This window comes from Ruegeria sp. 6PALISEP08, from assembly GCF_001238295.1.
Lineage (GTDB): Bacteria > Pseudomonadota > Alphaproteobacteria > Rhodobacterales > Rhodobacteraceae > Ruegeria.
In genome coordinates, this window is record NZ_LGXZ01000002.1 from 79,540 (window position 1) to 95,154 (window position 15,615).

The 15,615-nt window shown below is 57.6% G+C and carries 16 protein-coding genes; 7 read left to right on the forward strand and 9 right to left on the reverse strand.

What is annotated here, in order from left to right; genetic code table 11:
• Window positions 1-28: 28 nt before the first annotated feature.
• Window positions 29-697, forward strand: coding sequence for a Crp/Fnr family transcriptional regulator (locus ALB80_RS03485; protein WP_050603004.1), 669 nt, complete (start codon window positions 29-31; stop codon window positions 695-697).
• Between the two features lie 219 nt (window positions 698-916).
• On the opposite strand, the gene ALB80_RS03490 is transcribed toward ALB80_RS03485, so the two are convergent.
• The 6 genes from ALB80_RS03490 to rpiA all read right to left on the reverse strand — a co-directional run bounded on the left by ALB80_RS03490 (window position 917) and on the right by rpiA (window position 7,120).
• A complete protein-coding gene (locus ALB80_RS03490) occupies window positions 917-2,410 on the reverse strand; it encodes a Do family serine endopeptidase (protein WP_083445177.1) in 1,494 nt (497 codons plus the stop codon).
• A 131-nt stretch (window positions 2,411-2,541) separates the two neighbouring features.
• Window positions 2,542-2,736 carry a DUF2065 domain-containing protein gene (locus ALB80_RS03495; RefSeq protein ID WP_050602647.1) on the reverse strand — a complete coding sequence of 65 codons (195 nt, stop codon included), beginning with the start codon at window positions 2,734-2,736 and terminating at the stop codon, window positions 2,542-2,544.
• Window positions 2,736-3,632 carry a protease modulator HflC gene (gene hflC / locus ALB80_RS03500; RefSeq protein WP_050602648.1) on the reverse strand — a complete coding sequence of 299 codons (897 nt, stop codon included), beginning with the start codon at window positions 3,630-3,632 and terminating at the stop codon, window positions 2,736-2,738. Before hflC ends, ALB80_RS03495 begins: the two co-directional genes overlap by 1 nt.
• On the reverse strand, window positions 3,632-4,774 hold the full coding sequence (hflK, locus tag ALB80_RS03505; protein ID WP_050603006.1) for an FtsH protease activity modulator HflK: 1,143 nt from the start codon (window positions 4,772-4,774) through the stop codon (window positions 3,632-3,634). The genes hflC and hflK overlap by 1 nt, the downstream gene beginning before the upstream one ends.
• Window positions 4,775-4,846: 72 nt before the next feature.
• Window positions 4,847-6,205, reverse strand: coding sequence for a glutathione-disulfide reductase (gene gor / locus ALB80_RS03510; protein ID WP_050602649.1), 1,359 nt, complete (start codon window positions 6,203-6,205; stop codon window positions 4,847-4,849).
• A gap of 126 nt (window positions 6,206-6,331) precedes the next feature.
• Window positions 6,332-7,120 carry a ribose-5-phosphate isomerase RpiA gene (gene rpiA, locus ALB80_RS03515; RefSeq protein WP_050602650.1) on the reverse strand — a complete coding sequence of 263 codons (789 nt, stop codon included), beginning with the start codon at window positions 7,118-7,120 and terminating at the stop codon, window positions 6,332-6,334.
• Window positions 7,121-7,287: 167 nt separating this feature from the next.
• Between rpiA and ALB80_RS03520 the strand changes: the two genes are divergently transcribed.
• The 4 genes from ALB80_RS03520 to ALB80_RS03535 are packed head-to-tail and all read left to right on the forward strand — an operon-like array spanning window position 7,288 to window position 10,763.
• On the forward strand, window positions 7,288-7,989 hold the full coding sequence (locus tag ALB80_RS03520) for a glutathione S-transferase family protein (RefSeq protein WP_050602651.1): 702 nt from the start codon (window positions 7,288-7,290) through the stop codon (window positions 7,987-7,989).
• A gap of 1 nt (window position 7,990) precedes the next feature.
• Window positions 7,991-9,364, forward strand: coding sequence for an L-serine ammonia-lyase (locus ALB80_RS03525; protein ID WP_050602652.1), 1,374 nt, complete (start codon window positions 7,991-7,993; stop codon window positions 9,362-9,364).
• A 22-nt stretch (window positions 9,365-9,386) separates the two neighbouring features.
• A complete protein-coding gene (locus ALB80_RS03530; RefSeq protein WP_083445178.1) occupies window positions 9,387-9,803 on the forward strand; it encodes a GFA family protein in 417 nt (138 codons plus the stop codon).
• 45 nt (window positions 9,804-9,848) lie between these two features.
• A complete protein-coding gene (locus ALB80_RS03535) occupies window positions 9,849-10,763 on the forward strand; it encodes a DMT family transporter (RefSeq protein ID WP_050602653.1) in 915 nt (304 codons plus the stop codon).
• Here ALB80_RS03535 and ALB80_RS03540 read toward each other — a convergent pair.
• Window positions 10,708-11,415 carry a thiamine diphosphokinase gene (locus tag ALB80_RS03540; RefSeq protein ID WP_050602654.1) on the reverse strand — a complete coding sequence of 236 codons (708 nt, stop codon included), beginning with the start codon at window positions 11,413-11,415 and terminating at the stop codon, window positions 10,708-10,710. The genes ALB80_RS03535 and ALB80_RS03540 overlap by 56 nt on opposite strands.
• Window positions 11,416-11,538: 123 nt before the next feature.
• Here ALB80_RS03540 and ALB80_RS03545 point away from each other — a divergent pair, with 123 nt between their 5' ends.
• The gene (locus ALB80_RS03545; protein ID WP_050602655.1) at window positions 11,539-13,242 is read left to right on the forward strand and encodes a hypothetical protein; all 1,704 of its coding nucleotides are present in this window, start codon (window positions 11,539-11,541) and stop codon (window positions 13,240-13,242) included.
• A gap of 186 nt (window positions 13,243-13,428) precedes the next feature.
• Window positions 13,429-13,977: a GNAT family N-acetyltransferase gene (locus tag ALB80_RS03550; RefSeq protein WP_172677853.1), complete on the forward strand. Its 549-nt coding sequence runs from the start codon at window positions 13,429-13,431 to the stop codon at window positions 13,975-13,977.
• Window positions 13,978-13,991: 14 nt separating this feature from the next.
• Here ALB80_RS03550 and ALB80_RS03555 read toward each other — a convergent pair whose 3' ends face one another.
• A complete protein-coding gene (locus ALB80_RS03555) occupies window positions 13,992-14,228 on the reverse strand; it encodes a DUF2842 domain-containing protein (RefSeq protein ID WP_050602657.1) in 237 nt (78 codons plus the stop codon).
• Window positions 14,228-15,523 (reverse strand): adenylosuccinate synthase, encoded by a 1,296-nt coding sequence (locus ALB80_RS03560; RefSeq protein WP_050602658.1) that lies wholly within the window; start codon window positions 15,521-15,523, stop codon window positions 14,228-14,230. Before ALB80_RS03560 ends, ALB80_RS03555 begins: the two co-directional genes overlap by 1 nt.
• Between the last annotated feature and the right edge of the window lie 92 nt (window positions 15,524-15,615).

Genomic DNA, 15,615 nt, shown 5'->3' on the forward strand with positions numbered 1-15,615 from the left:
ACTCACCTTGCCCAAGATCGGTTCATACATGACGGCCTTTCCCAACAGCGGCTTCCTTTCCGAAGCCTCCGACGGGCTCAGAGACATGCTTTCGGCTCAAGCGACCGAAATTTCCCTGGCCCAAAGCGAAACACTCTTTGAACAAGGCGACGAGGGCGACGCGCTCTACGCCATATTGGACGGCACGCTGGAAGTGTCGTTTCTGGCCATGAGTGGCCGCAAACTGACCCTGACGCTGATGCGTCCGGGTGAAGTCTTTGGTGAGATTGCGTTGTTCGACAACGGCCCGCGCACCGCCACCATTGCGGCAGCTGAACCCTCACGCGTGCTGCGTGTGCGCCGCAATGACGTCATGAAACAAGTCCGGCAACAACCTGATCTTGCAGAGGATTTGATCCGCTTGGCGGGATTGAGGATGCGATGGATGGGATCGCAGTTGAACGAGCAGGTCTTTTTGCCCATGCCCATTCGACTGGCCCGCAAGCTGCTGCATCTGTCGGACCTGCAAGACAACCCGTCAGAACGGATCACATTGTCTCAAAGCGAACTGGCCGAGTTCGTCGGAGCCACGCGTGAAGCCGTGTCCAAAACAATATCAGGTTGGAAGCGTGACAATGTGGTCGAAGCTTCCCGGGGCGGAATATTGATTCAGGACTTCTCAGCCTTGCGTGAATTGGCCGATTCCGACCTAATTTGACCTTATGTGACCTGGTTCACAGATCGAACACAGAAGATGGTTAGGGTGGATTTGTTACCGTAGGAGGTCAGAGAATCATCCCCGATATCTGTCCAATGACCTCTCCCTGTATCTGAGCCATACGCAATAGCAGCGTATGGCTCATTTTTTTACATTACTCAGAGTTTGAAGCCGACCAGGCAAAGAAAAAGGCCGGGATTTTGTCCCGACCTCGTGTCTTTAGTCTTCGAGGCTCAGCGCCACAAATCGCGGGTCGCCGCCTCTTCGAACCAGAAGAAGCAAAGACTTTCTGCCAGCTTCGCGTGATTCTTCCATCCGCTTTTCCAGATCTCCGATGGTCGTTACCTTCTGCTGACCTGCTTCGGTGATCAGATCACCAGCCCGCAGACCTTTGGCGTAAGCTTGCGACGCCTGATCAACTTCGGAAATCACCAGACCTTCTGCATCTGCATCCAGCCCAAGATCCTCGCGCAGCGTATCTGTAAGAGGCGAGATGGTCAGGCCGAGAATATCAGCATTCTCATCGACGGGAGCTTCTTCGACGCTTTCTTCACTACTGTCAGCGCGTTCAGCATCCTCACGACGACCCAGCGTGACCAGCACGGTCTGTGTGCCGCCGTCACGGTGCACGATCACGCGCACGGACTTGCCAACTTCGGTTTCACCAACCTGACGCACCAGTGCGCGCGTGTCCTCGACCTCTACACCATCAAAGCTGGTGATAACGTCGCCTGCCTTCAAACCCGCCTCCTTCGCGGGTCCATCCGGGACATCGCTGATCAGGGCACCACTTGGTTTCTCAAGCCCCATGGCTTCGGCCATGTCCTCGGTCACGTCCTGAATACGGACACCCAGCCAGCCACGACGGGTTTCGCCAAATTCACGCAGTTGATCGACAACTTTGACAACAACATTGGAAGCCATCGAAAACCCAATACCGATCGACCCCCCGTTCGGAGACAGAATCGCGGTGTTCACGCCGATCACTTCACCTTCCATGTTGAACAGTGGGCCGCCCGAATTGCCGCGGTTGATCGCTGCGTCGGTCTGAATGTAGTCGTCATACGAGCCGCTCAGTGCCCGATTGCGTGCCGAAACGATCCCGGCGGATACCGAAAAGCCCTGCCCCAGCGGGTTGCCCATGGCAATCACCCAGTCGCCCACTCGTGCGATATCGCTGTCGCCGAAGGTCACATACTGCAGAGGACCCGACGCCTCGACCTTGAGCAGCGCGATATCGGTTTTCTCATCTGTACCGATGACCTTGGCCACCAGTTCTTTCTTAGGCTGATCGTCGCCGGGAAAGAATTCCACAAGGATTTCATCCGCTTCGGCGATGACGTGATTGTTGGTGACGATAAATCCGTCTTCCGAGATCACAAATCCCGAGCCCAGAGCGTTGCTACGACGCGGTGCGTCGTTGTCGTCATCGCCGTTGCGGTCCTGAAACTCGCGAAAGAAATCCTCGAACGGAGATCCTTCGGGCACAATACCCTGCGGGCCGGTCTGGCCTTCAATCAGGGTGCTGGTTGTGATGTTCACCACCGCAGGGCTGATTTTCTCTGCCAGCGGTGCCAGGCTTTCGCCCCGGGCCTGAGCTTCGGCTGATTGCGCCAGCAAAAGCAACGAACCGGCAAACGCCAGCCACATCAGCCGCATCCAAACACTCACTTCGTCCCACCGGACGGATACACTGCGCGCTTTCGCCTGCACTTGAGCTCTCCTTGTTGACGTTCTTGCCAAGACCGCTCCAACACGGTCTTTCTTGACAACCAATGTAGTCAGTTTGGTCTGACGAGCAACTCGGGATCGCAGGGAAATCACTGCCAAGTGAAGGCATCGTATCAAAAACCCAGTTGATACGCCCCCCAAAGCAGGATCAGCCCACTGATGACACAAAGCAGCCCGGCCAATCGACGCGCCTGTTCAGGCAGCGACCTTAACGCTTCGAGCATACGCTCGATAAGCGAAGGGGCCAGCGCATAGGCCAGCCCCTCGACAATCAATACCAGCCCGAAGGCCAGAAGGATCATACCCATTATTCAGAGGCCGGAGCCGCTGGCACAGGCCGCCCTGTCGGAGACCCAAGGTAATTGAAGAACTCTGAATCCGGGCTCAACACCAGCGAGCTGTTGCCGCCTTGCAGCGCATTCTCATAGGCCGTCAGTGAGCGGTAAAACTCAAAGAACTCCGGATCGGCACCGTAGGCTTCAGCAAAGATCGCGTTGCGTTCGGCGTCGGCCTCACCGCGGGTGATTTCAGCCTCACGACGCGCATCCGACACTAGTTCAACCACAGTTCGGTCGGCCTGCGCACGTACACGCTGCGCGGCCTCGTTACCACGCGCGCGTTCGTCGGTCGCTTCACGTTCCCGCTCGGCCTTCATCCGATCGAAGGTCGCCTCAAGGTTGGCCTGCGGCAGATCTGTCGCCTTCAAACGAACGTCGATCACAGTAACACCCAGCGCCAGCGCCTCGGCAATAGCACTGTTGCGGATACGCAGCATGAGCGCGGCACGGTCGGAACTCAGGATATCGCGTGAGGACACCGAACCCAGAACTTCACGGGTTTCGGCGCGCAAGATGCGATCCAGTCGATCCTCGGCAACCGGGATACCGCCAACACCAACCGCCTGACGGAATTGGTTCAGATCGGAAATCCGATAACGTGCAAAAGCGTCGACCACGAGGCGACGATCATCCAGAGGTGTGACCTCCAGCGGCTGCACGTCGATGGACAATATGCGGTCGTCATAACGCACCACTTCCTGAATCAGCGGAATTTTGAACGCCAGACCTGGCTCTTCCTTCACCGCGACAACGCGGCCAAATTGAAGAACCAGCGCGCGTTCACGCTCGTCCACGATGAAGATCGAGGACAGCACGCCGACTATCGCGATGAAAACGATCGGCAGAATAAATGTCGTCTTACGCATCAGTTGCTCTCCCCTGCAGGGCTTCGGCGCAGCTCGTTGAGCGGCAGATAGGGCACAACACCCTGCCCTTGCCCACTCGAGCTCTGGTCCAGAATGATCTTATCGACGTCACCCAAAATCTGTTCCATCCGTTCCAGATACAAACGCTTGCGGGTCACGTCCGGTGCCTTGGAATACTCTTCCAGAACCGCGCTAAAGCGGCTGGCCTCACCCTGAGCGCTGTTGATCTGTTGGGCACGGTATCCTTCGGCCTCTTCCAAAATCTGTGCGGCTTCACCGCGCGCTTCGGCGAGTACCCGGTTGGCATAGGCGTCAGCGACGTTCTGCAGACGGTCACGCTCTTGCGCGGCGGCTTGAACATCGCGGAACGCCGCAATCACGTCTTGCGGCGGGTCGGCCTTGTCAAAGTTCACACGGACGATGTTCACGCCCGAATCGTAGCTGTCCATCGTCGCCTGAATCAGTTCCTGCAGGCGGTCGGCGATAATGCCGCGATCCCGGTTCAGAATCGGCGCCAGTTCGCTTTGCGCAATAATCTCACGCATCGCAGATTCTGACACGGCGCGGATGGTTTGGCGTGGATCGCGCAGATTGAACAAGTATTTGGCGGGATCGTTGATGTTCCAGACCACTTGATAGTCGATATCGACCACATTTTCGTCGCCGGTCAACATCAGGCCGTCATCACTGCCACGGGCACCGCCCATGTCTTCGTTCTGTTCGCGTGTTACCGGGATTACCTCAGCGGTTACGAACGGCCAGGGCGCAAAGTTCAGACCCGGATTGCCGACGGCCGAGAATTCGCCCAGGAACAACTCAACCGACTGTTCTTCTGGCTTTACGGTGTAGAAGCTCGCCAACCCCCAAAGACCGGCAGCGACCAGAACGCCAATTGCAATAGTGCCCTTGGTAAAGGCCGGACCACCGCCGCCTTGACCACTGCCGCCACCCTTGCCCGAGCCGCCGCGACCGCCCATCAGAACGCGCAGCTGCTCTTGACCCTTTTTCATCAGTTCGTCGATCTCGGGGATCTGCGGGCCATCGCTTTCGGGGGGCTTGCGCCCATCGCCGTTGTTGCCCCGATTTCCTCCGCCGCCGGAAGAGCCTCCGCCCCCCCAGGGGCCGCCGCTGTTGCCCGCCATATGTTTCAATTCCTTCATTGTGGACCGTGTGATCACGGTGTCCCTTGTAACGTGTGTATTCGCGCTTGCAAATCAAGCGGTGCGTACAGGTTGCCGCATTGTCACCAGTTCTTCAGCCATCACCGGGTGCACCGCAACCGTGCGGTCGAAATCTTCCTTGGTGGCGCCCATCTTTACGGCGATACCAGCCAACTGGATCATCTCACCCGCGCCCGGCGCCACGATATGGCAACCCAGAACCTTGCGGGTGGCCTGGCTGACCAGAAGCTTCATCAAAACCCGCTGCGTTCCGCCAGCGAATGCCTTCTGCATCGGCTTGAACGACGTGGCATAAACCTCGATCGGTTCTTGCGCTGCGGCCTCTTCTTCGCTGAGGCCAACTGTTCCAAATTCCGGTTGCGTGAAGATCGCAGTCGGGATCAGTTCGTGATCCACGGGCGTTGGGTTGCCTTTGAACACCGTTTCGACAAAAGCCATGCCCTCGCGGATCGCTACCGGTGTCAGGTTCACCCGATCCGTAACATCGCCAATGGCATAGATCGAAGGCACCGCCGTCTGGCTGTATCCATTTACAATGATCTCACCCTTGCGACCACGTTCGACGCCCAGATCTTCCAGCCCCAGATTGTCGGCATTTGGCGCACGGCCCGTGGCGTACATCACAACGTCAAATCGATCCTCGGTGCCATCGGTTGCCTTGACGCGTATCTGGTCCCCGTCTTTGGTCATTTCCAGAACATTGGTGCCCAGGCGTACGTCGATACCGTTCTGGCGCATCTCTTCACAGATCAGCCCCCGCGCCTCTTCATCAAAGCCACGCAGAATCTGCGCGCCACGATAGAATTGCGTGGTCTTGACACCCAGCCCATTCATGATCCCTGCGAATTCGCTGGCGATATAACCGCCACCAACGATCAGGATGTTCTGGGGCAGCTTGTCCAGATGGAATATCTCGTTCGAGGTGATCGCCAGGTCCGAGCCCGGAAACTCTGGCACGACCGGACGGCCGCCAGTGGCGATCAGGATGTGCTTGGCGGTTTTGCGGGTGCCATCGGTCAGCTCGACCGTATGGGCATCAACCAAACGCGCGCGCTGGTCAAAGCTTTCAACACCGTTGTTTTTCAGGATGTTACGATAGATACCTTCCAGCCGGTCCAGTTCCGTCACCAACTTGCTGTGGAAGATGTTCCAGTTGAACGCACCGGGTTGAATGTCCCAGCCATAGGCTTTTGCATCACCGACCATGCCCGAGTATTCACTGGCAAAGACCATCAGCTTCTTGGGCACACAGCCACGGATCACACAGGTGCCGCCATAGCGGTCTTCTTCGGCCAAGGCGACCTTAGCCCCTGTCTCACCTGCCGCCACACGCGCAGCACGGACCCCGCCCGAGCCTCCGCCGATGACAAAAAGATCATAGTCAAAGCTCATGCCGGGTTCCTTCGTTCAACATTCAAAAATCCTCTGGATATCTGGGCGCAAAAACCTCGGTGCCAACCCCTGGGCACAGAAATTTCGAACATTCACTGACGCTTGTCGGGATCAAGGGCATCAAACTCAGTCCGAAACATCGGAAAAAAGGTTGTCGCGCGACCGACCCAAAAACTGGTCCAGCTCGATGGTGCCTGCATTGATGTCCCGCAGTTCGACCCGGCCATCGCCGTGGCCCAGAACGACCTTGTCGCAGATATCGATGAACAGGCCATTTTCGACCACGCCCGGCACCTGATTCAGGATCAGCGCCATCTGACGCGGATTGCCAATGCGTTGCAGGTGCAGGTCCAGAATGTGATTTCCTTCATCGGTCACAAAAGGGGCCTGACCATTCATGCGCAATGCAGAGGTCGTGCCCAGAACATCCATGGTGTCCAGCGCCTCTTCGATCAGCGTCCGTGTGGTTTGCCAGCCAAAGGGAACCACCTCGACCGGCAGTGGGAAAGCGCCCAGCGTTTCAACCTCTTTTCCGGCGTCAGCGATGACGATCATCTGATCACTGGCCGTTGCCACGATCTTTTCCTGCAGATGCGCCCCGCCGCCGCCCTTGATCAGGTTCAGGTCGGCGTCAAACTCATCGGCACCATCAATGGTCATGTCCAACCACCCGGCTTGGTCCAGTGAAATGACCTCGACCCCGACCTCGCGTGCAAGCTGTGCCGTGCGGGTCGATGTCGGCACGCCCTTGATCCGCAAGCCTTCCTCGCGAACCCGTTCGCCCAGACGGCGCACCAACCAGGCGGCTGTGGAACCTGTCCCAAGGCCTACGCGCATTCCGTCTTCGACCATCTCGGCCGCACGGCACGCGGCCACGTATTTTGCAGTGTCGATGGGCGACAAATCTCCGGTCATGGCAGCTTTCCAAGGTTGGCTTGCCGAAGTTATAGGGAATGCGTCGAGTGACTGCGACCCCAATTTGCGACCCGGCGGGCTTAAAGAGACAGAAGGACTACGCGTTTCCTATCGGAAACGTCGCAATCATGTCTTACAAGCTCATCTTTGCGTTATAAGTTGCCTCCATGTTGACGCCCTACCGCCTGCACTATGCCCCCGACAACGCCTCGCTGGTGATCCGCCTGGCGCTGGAAGAGATGGGTGTACCTTATGAAACCGCTCTGGTGGATCGGCGCCAGAACGCGCAGGACAGCGCTGCCTATCGGGCACTCAATCCCAACGGCCTGATCCCGGTTCTGGAAACGCCGCAAGGGCCGATCTTTGAAACCGCCGCTATCCTGCTGTGGTTGTCCGAGCAGCATGGCCAGCTTGCCCCGGCCAAAGGTGATCCGGACCGCGCAGGCTTTCTGAAATGGCTATTCTTCACTTCCAACACGCTGCACGCGGATTTGCGCATCCTGTTTTATGCCGAGAAATACATCGACCCGTCGCAGGCTGACGAATTGCGGGCTGGCATTCGCCCCCGCGTGAGACACCATTTGCAATTGCTGGACCAAGTAGCAAAGAGCGCGCCGGATTGGTTCTGTGCTGATCACCCATCCGTTCTGACGTATTATGTCGCGTGCATGATGCGCTGGATGGCACTTTACCCCGCTCAGGCAGACCGCAGTTGGTATCAACTGCCGGACACGCCTTACCTGCAAACGCTGCTGATGAAGCTTGAAGCACGCCCAGCGACCCGTTCGGCCATTGCGGCAGAAGGTCTGGGAGTCACCCCGTTCACATCCCCAGTTCACGCCAACCCACCAGAAGGCTCAGCTATCTGATATGTTCCTCTCTGTCTTCGATATGTTCAAAGTGGGCATCGGCCCGTCCTCTTCTCACACTATGGGCCCCATGGTGGCTGCCGCGCGCTTTCTGGATATGATGCGTGCGTCGCCGTTTGAGTTTTCGGGTCTCAAGGGGTCATTGCACGGTTCACTGGCCTTTACCGGCGTGGGTCACGCAACCGACCGGGCGACCATCCTTGGCTTGGCCGGTTTTGTACCGGACACCTATGACAACGCCAAAGCCGAGGCTGCGCTGACGGAAATCACCCGTACGCATACGGTTACGCCAGAAGGTTTGCCGACGCTTCAATTCGACCCCAAGACCGACCTGATTTTCGACTATGACAACACTCTGCCCGGACACGCCAACGGCATGATCCTGATGGCGACGGACGCACAGGGCGACGTGATCCTGAGACAGGTTTTCTATTCCGTCGGCGGCGGATTTGTCCTGACCGAGGAAGAACTGGCCGAGGGAAAAGCAACCAATGAAGGCGCACCGGTGCCGTTCCCATTCAAATCAGCCGTGGAAATGCTGGAGATGGCAAAATCCAGCGGCAAGAGCATTGCCGGAATGAAGCGCGAAAATGAAATCGCGCGGGGCTGTGCTGACAGTTTTGCCAAAGGCTCAGCGCGCCTGTGGGAAGTCATGAACGCCTGCATCGAACGCGGATTGACCACAGACGGCATTCTGCCGGGCGGGTTGAAAGTGCGCCGCCGCGCCAAGGGCATTTATGACGCCCTGATGGCTGAACGCGGCATGAACCTGACCGCGCCGCATACGATCAACGACTGGATGAGCGTCTACGCAATGGCGGTAAACGAAGAAAACGCAGCCGGTGGGCAGGTCGTCACCGCACCTACCAACGGTGCGGCAGGTGTTCTGCCTGCGGTGCTGCGTTATTACCTCGACCACGTGCCCGGTGCCTCGGAAAGCCATATCGAGGACTTCCTGCTGACCGCAGCCGCCATCGGCGGGTTGGTGAAGTACAACGCCTCGATCTCGGGGGCCGAAGCGGGATGTCAGGCCGAGGTCGGCAGCGCAGCCGCCATGGCTGCTGCCGGGCTTTGCGCCGTAATGGGCGGGAGGCCTGAACAGGTAGAAAACGCCGCCGAAATCGCGCTGGAGCATCACCTGGGCATGACCTGCGATCCCGTCGCCGGGTTGGTTCAGGTACCCTGTATCGAGCGGAACGGGCTGGGTGCCATCAAGGCAGTTTCTGCCGCGTCACTTTCCTTGCGCGGGGACGGCCAGCATTTCGTGCCTTTGGATTCGGTGATCGAGACCATGCGTCAGACCGGGCATGACATGCACGAAAGGTACAAGGAAACCTCGCTTGGCGGATTGGCTGTGAACGTGCCAAACTGCTGAAGGAGACCAGGAGAGGGTCGATATGCGTGGACATTGCCTGTGCGGTAAAATCAAATACGAAATCGACTCTGCGCCCCTGTCCTGCGTCAGCTGTCATTGCGACAGCTGCCGACGCCAATGCGCCGCTCCGATGACCACCTATTTCGCGGTCCGCGACGGGCAATGGCGCTGGACCGGAGAGGACCCCAAGCGCTTCAACTCTTCTCCGGGCGTTGAGCGCAGCTTTTGCCCTCATTGCGGCACACCGATCTCATTCCGTTCGACGAAGATGTCGGGTGTGCAGCACTTGTATGTCGCGACATTGGAAAACCCCGAGGCTCTGACGCCCACTCTCCATGTGGCGTATGAAGAAAAGCTGAGCTGGCTTCATCTTGATGATGGTCTGCCCACTTGCATCGGACCGGATTACACAAAGGTTCAGCCACTGCCCGATGCGTGACATCGGACCTTTCTCCTGTGACGTGAAACGGATAGCGTCGCCGACATGACCCACGATCGCCCCGTCTTTGGCATCGTCTTGATGCTTGGTTTTTGCGTCCTCGCCCCATTGGGCGACGCGATGGCCAAGCTGTTGGGCGAGACCACCCCGTTGGGCTTGCTGGTAACAGTTCGCTTTGCTGCGCAGGCCCTGGTTCTGATCCCTCTGATTGTTTTGACCGGGCGGCCCTGGCGGATGAGCGGGCGCATCCTGCGCCTGACGGTGATCCGCACGCTGCTGCACATCGTTGGGATCACGGCCATGTTCAGCGCGTTGAAGTTTCTGCCAATGGCCGACGCCATCGCAATCGCCTTTGTCATGCCCTTCATTATGCTGCTACTGGGCAAGTTCGTTCTCGGGGAAGAGGTTGGCATACGCCGCCTGGCTGCTTGTATCGTTGGATTCGCGGGCACGTTGCTTGTCATCCAACCCAGCTTTGCCGAGGTTGGCGCCCCCGCCCTGCTGCCCCTGATCGTCGCTGTTGTCTTTGCCTTGTTCATGCTGGTCACTCGGCAAATCGCGAAAGAGACCGACCCTGTGTCTTTGCAGGCCGTCTCGGGCGTTTTTGCCACGCTCATATTGGCCCCGGTTCTGCTGGTCGGTACGCAGCTGGATATCTGGGAGATCTCAGTGATCCTTCCCGGTCCTGACATGTACTGGCTGCTGTTTGCGATCGGAGCATTGGGAACGATTGCCCATTTGCTGATGACATGGTCCTTGCGCTATGCGCCCGCTGCCACACTGGCTCCGATGCAATATCTGGAAATCCCTGTTGCAACGCTGATCGGCTGGATGATCTTCAGCGACCTGCCAGACGGACTTGCAGCGATAGGAATCGCCATCACAATCGCCGCCGGGCTCTACGTTATTCTGCGCGAACGGGCCACCGCCCGGTCTGCCCCGACAGAAACACCTGCATAAGCGGGTCCAGCGCGGCACGCGGGATCATGACCAAAAGTCCCGGCCCGTCCATTTGCAGTTCAACCTCGGCCAGCGCACGGTTGGACGTCCCCATCTGACCGTCCGGTTCGAACTGCAACCCATCAATTGGCCACTCCAACCCGGTGCTGCGGCCGGTCACCAAGCGCATTGAAAACAGCGATACCACGTCCCCGGGGTCAACTGGCAAGCGGATCCGGGGGGGTGCGTGAAAGACCACCTCATCCTCGCCCAGCAGAATGCACGTCTGATGCTGCCTTCGGATCAGGGTATTCAAAACCGCAAGCTGATGATCCAGCCGCCCCCCCAGAAAACCTGCTCCCAAGATCACCGGGCTCTGCACGCTGCGCAGCGCCTTGTCGAAATCGGTGCTGTCTTGTTCGCGGATCGGAAAAAGCCGCTCCGACGGTATTTTTGCCTTGGCCTCGGCATCAAGCGAATCGAAGTCTCCGATGACAGCATCGGGGATATGACCTGATTCTGTTAAAACAGATGCCCCACCATCGGCCGCGACGACGGACTTGACGCGGCTCAGCACCAGATTCAGGTCATCAGGCCCGACAAATCCCCCTCCAAACAACCCAATTGGATCATTAGAGCGTACAATTGGCTCAAATTTACTAAGATTGGTCATATTTCCCGGTTTTGGACACATTAAGACCACAAAATGATAGATTCATGCAGGATGTTCAGAGCCGATGTGTGCTCCCGATTCCGGGTAAGTTGGCTCTCGTAGTTTGTAAAGGACGTGCGTCTGATGGTACAGAATAACAAGGTATTGACAGTTTCTTACGGAACCTTCTCCTGCACTTTGGAAGGATTTGACGATTCCTTTGAGACGATGAAAGCCATCGCCGAGTATTTTCGCGATCTTGCAGCGGATGACCGCTATTTCGGCTCGGAACCCCCTCAACCTGATGCCGAGATGCTGGCCCACATAGCCCGGCGCGACGCGTCGCAGCGCGTTGAAGCCAGTCAGAACGACTCCGGCCTTTTGCTGCGCGCGACACAGACGCCCGCAACCGCTGCAACTGTCACCCATCAGGATCCAGCCCCGCAAACAGCAGCCGCGATGCCCGCTGCAACCGCGCCGACTCACGGACAGCCAAGCCCGGCCGAAACCAGCTTCGCAGAGGTGGAACCAGTTGGAGACACACCTCCTCCGGAAGCCGACAGCATCGCCGCAAAGCTGCAGCGCATTCGGGCCGTTGTTTCTCATTCAGACGTCCCACCCGCGGCCTATTCCGAAGACGAGGATACTTCGCTGCTGACCAACCCCCAGCCCCCTGTTGACGCTGTCGCGGCAGCGTTTGAAGCCGGCGCTCTCAACGCTGAGGACTTTGCTGAACCCGAAGAACCCAAGGCCGAAGAACCGCAAGAATATGTTGTCGATGAACCTGAAGCCGAAGAAACAGATGACCTGACCGCCGAAGCCCCTACTGAAGCACAGGACATCGAAGCCGACGAAATCCTAACGTTCGAAACCGACGATTTGCCCGTGCCTCTGACCCCCGAGCACGTGCAAGTTGACGATCTGGAAGACACTTCGGAAATGGAGCAGCTTCCCGCCGAAGAACTGCTTGCGGACGTGGAACAGGAAACTGAGGACGAATTTGACGAAGAAGACGTCCCGAACATCCTTAACGTCGAAGATGTGGCCATCGAAACTGCGGACGAGGTCGCAGATGACGCGGATGAAGATCTTAAGCAGGGCATGTTGACCGCTGAGGATGAAGAAAACCTGCTGAGCGAGATTTCCGATATCGAAGACAGTTTTGCCGTTCGTTCCAGCCAGAGGCTGACCGACGATGCAGATCCCGATCAGGACGTTCTGCGTCTGATGGCCAAAACAGGCGAACATATGGACGACCCGTCCAGCAGCGATGCGCGGGAAACCTATTCGCACCTGCGCACAGCCGTTGCCGCGACCGAAGCCGAACTTGATGACAAAGCCACTGCGTCCTCGAAGGATGAGGAATATCGCGGCGACCTTGAATCCGTAGTCAGCCCCCGCCGCCCCGAGGTGAAGGTGACAAGTGCACGCCCGGAAACGGATGCACCTGCCCCGCTTAAACTGGTGGCAGAGCAGCGTGTCGACGACCAAAGCCAACCAACCGGACCGGTTATGCCGCGCCGCGTAACCTCGGATTTGGACGATACCGGATCGGAAGAAGGCGGCTTTGCACAGTTTGCACAGGACCAGGGCGCACAATCGCTGCCCGACCTTCTGGAAGCAGCCGCTGCCTATCTTTCCTTCATCGAAGGCCAGGAACAGTTCTCTCGTCCGCAGCTGATGAACAAGGTCCGCTCATTGAAACAGGATGAGTTCAATCGCGAAGAAAGCCTGCGTTCATTCGGTCAGCTGCTGCGCGATGGAAAAATCGAAAAAGCTGGCGGTGGCCGGTTCGCCGCATCCAACCTGATCGGCTTCCGTCCAGATGATGAGCGCGCAGTTGGTTAAGTGACGCGCCAACAGACAAGCAGGGCCGGGTAAACCCCGGCCCTTTTTTGTCGCTCCCACGGAAATGCGAGTTGGAAAAACTTTTTAGGCAGCGTCAACCAACAATTTATGCTGCAGTGCAGAATTGTGATATACTCTTACGGCAGAAATCTCGTCATCATGCCCGTTTCAGACAGAGGAAACGCTATGCAAGACGTCATAATTCGCCGACTTCGAAAATACGACCAAGCCTTAGTTACAAACCATTTCAACAGCTTGGATGAAGATGTTTTGTTGTCACGCTTTGGTACACCTGTTCAGCCTGAGGGATTGCGACACTACATTTCCAACATGTTTGCGAACGCAGCATTGATATTCGGAGCCTTTCCGGATTCTTGCCTGCGTGGTGTAGGAGAGTTGCGTTTGATACCTGATCATAAACACCACGCCGCGGAAGCCGCCTTTACTGTCGAAAAAGTTTGGCAGGATCAGGGGATTGGGGATGCTTTGTTGTCACGCCTCATTACGGTAGCTCAAAACAGAGGGGTCAGAGAAGTTCACATGCTATGCCTTGCAACCAATCAAAAAATGCGACGCCTGGCCGAGAAACACAATGCAGAGCTAGCACTTGTGCCAGGTCAGGTTGAGGCTACTCTGACCACCCCATGGCCGACCCCCTTCAGCATGGCGAAAGAAATCACAAGCGAGTACCGCGCGTTTACGCGCGCAGTGCTAAGCTGGCCAAACCATGTGTAAACTTCACAACAGGCTCAGGACTGATCCGGGTCTTCTTTCCCGACGCCGCGAAACACGAACTTGAACGGCAGAGCCCAAAGAATGCCAAGAACGATATAGACCAGAAGCTCCACCCAGATCGGGGGGCGCTCCAGCCAGTTCACAACTGTCACCACCGCCACAATATAAAGTGGCAGTCCAACAACAAGGATCACCAGCGACCACCGGCGGCGCGCCTTATAGCTTAGACCTGGTTTGTTTTCCTCGGTCATCAGTCAGCAAAGGGGTCGGTCACCAGAATGGTGTCGTCCCGCTCCGGGCTAGTGGACAGAAGCGCCACGGGGCATTCGATCAGTTCTTCGACCCGTCGCACATACTTGATCGCGTTGGCAGGCAGATCGGCCCAACTGCGCGCGCCTTCGGTCGATTCGCTCCAACCAGGCATTTCTTCGTAGGTCGGGGTACAGCGCGCCTGCTGGTCAGCTGCCGTGGGCAGATAATCCAAACGTTCGCCGTCCAGTTCATACCCTGTGCAGATTTTCAGCGTTTCAAAGCCGTCCAGAACATCGAGTTTGGTCAACGAGATGCCGTTTACACCGCTGGTCGCGCAGGTTTGCCGCACCAGACACGCATCGAACCAGCCACAGCGACGTTTGCGGCCAGTGACAGTGCCGAACTCATGCCCACGGGTTCCGAGGCGCAGACCATCATCATCGTCCAGCTCGGTCGGGAACGGCCCCTCACCCACACGAGTGGTATAGGCTTTTACGATGCCCAACACGAAATCCACAGATCCCGGTCCAATACCCACACCTGTCGCCGCCTGCCCGGCTATCACGTTCGAAGATGTCACAAACGGATAAGTTCCGAAGTCGATGTCCAGCAATGCACCTTGCGCGCCTTCAAACAGGATACGTTTGCCGGCTTTGCGTTTTTCGTTCAACACTTTCCAGACGGGTGCCGCGAACGGCAGAATCTGCTGCGCGATCTCTTTCAACTGAGCGATCAGCCCATCGCGGTCAACTGGTTCAATCCCCAACCCCTTGCGCAGCGGATCATGGTGCTGCAACGCGCGGTCGACACGTGCCTCAAGCGTCGCTTCGTCAGCCAGATCAGCAACACGAACGGACCGACGGCCAACCTTGTCCTCGTAAGCCGGCCCAATACCGCGACCAGTGGTTCCGATTTTGGTGCCTTTGCTCGCGGCTTCTTCACGGGCGCGGTCCAGCTCACCATGAATGGGCAGAATCAGCGGTGTGTTTTCAGCGATCATCAGTGTTTCCGGACTGATCTCGACACCCTGCTCACGGATCGAAGCGATTTCCCCGACCAGATGCCAGGGGTCCAGCACAACACCGTTGCCGATGACGCTCAGCTTGCCGCCGCGCACGACACCCGAAGGTAACGCGTTCAGTTTGTAGACTTCCCCGTCAATGACCAGCGTGTGACCGGCATTATGCCCGCCCTGAAAACGCGCGATCACGTCCGCCCGTTCGCTGAGCCAGTCGACGATCTTGCCTTTTCCTTCGTCACCCCACTGGGCGCCGACAACAACCACGTTGGCCATATCCGGTCCTTTTGTGCTGAATTACCAAACCCGGCTCGTATAGCGGTGCGCAAACGGCAGGGAAACCGATATTTCGCCGCAGATGAAAATCG

Bases quoted from the DNA above. Each gene is read 5' to 3' on its own strand.
- ALB80_RS03495 (WP_050602647.1), bottom strand. From the start codon at position 2,736: ATGGGTATGATCCTTCTGGCCTTCGGGCTGGTATTGATTGTCGAGGGG.
- ALB80_RS03530 (WP_083445178.1), top strand. From the start codon at position 9,387: ATGCGTGGACATTGCCTGTGCGGTAAAATCAAATACGAAATCGACTCT.
- ALB80_RS03485 (WP_050603004.1), top strand. From the start codon at position 29: ATGACGGCCTTTCCCAACAGCGGCTTCCTTTCCGAAGCCTCCGACGGG.
- ALB80_RS03540 (WP_050602654.1), bottom strand. From the start codon at position 11,415: ATGACCAATCTTAGTAAATTTGAGCCAATTGTACGCTCTAATGATCCA.
- ALB80_RS03545 (WP_050602655.1), top strand. From the start codon at position 11,539: ATGGTACAGAATAACAAGGTATTGACAGTTTCTTACGGAACCTTCTCC.
- ALB80_RS03535 (WP_050602653.1), top strand. From the start codon at position 9,849: ATGACCCACGATCGCCCCGTCTTTGGCATCGTCTTGATGCTTGGTTTT.
- ALB80_RS03550 (WP_172677853.1), top strand. From the start codon at position 13,429: ATGCAAGACGTCATAATTCGCCGACTTCGAAAATACGACCAAGCCTTA.
- ALB80_RS03555 (WP_050602657.1), bottom strand. From the start codon at position 14,228: ATGACCGAGGAAAACAAACCAGGTCTAAGCTATAAGGCGCGCCGCCGG.
- gor (WP_050602649.1), bottom strand. From the start codon at position 6,205: ATGAGCTTTGACTATGATCTTTTTGTCATCGGCGGAGGCTCGGGCGGG.
- ALB80_RS03520 (WP_050602651.1), top strand. From the start codon at position 7,288: ATGTTGACGCCCTACCGCCTGCACTATGCCCCCGACAACGCCTCGCTG.
- ALB80_RS03525 (WP_050602652.1), top strand. From the start codon at position 7,991: ATGTTCCTCTCTGTCTTCGATATGTTCAAAGTGGGCATCGGCCCGTCC.
- hflK (WP_050603006.1), bottom strand. From the start codon at position 4,774: ATGGCGGGCAACAGCGGCGGCCCCTGGGGGGGCGGAGGCTCTTCCGGC.
- ALB80_RS03560 (WP_050602658.1), bottom strand. From the start codon at position 15,523: ATGGCCAACGTGGTTGTTGTCGGCGCCCAGTGGGGTGACGAAGGAAAA.
- rpiA (WP_050602650.1), bottom strand. From the start codon at position 7,120: ATGACCGGAGATTTGTCGCCCATCGACACTGCAAAATACGTGGCCGCG.
- hflC (WP_050602648.1), bottom strand. From the start codon at position 3,632: ATGCGTAAGACGACATTTATTCTGCCGATCGTTTTCATCGCGATAGTC.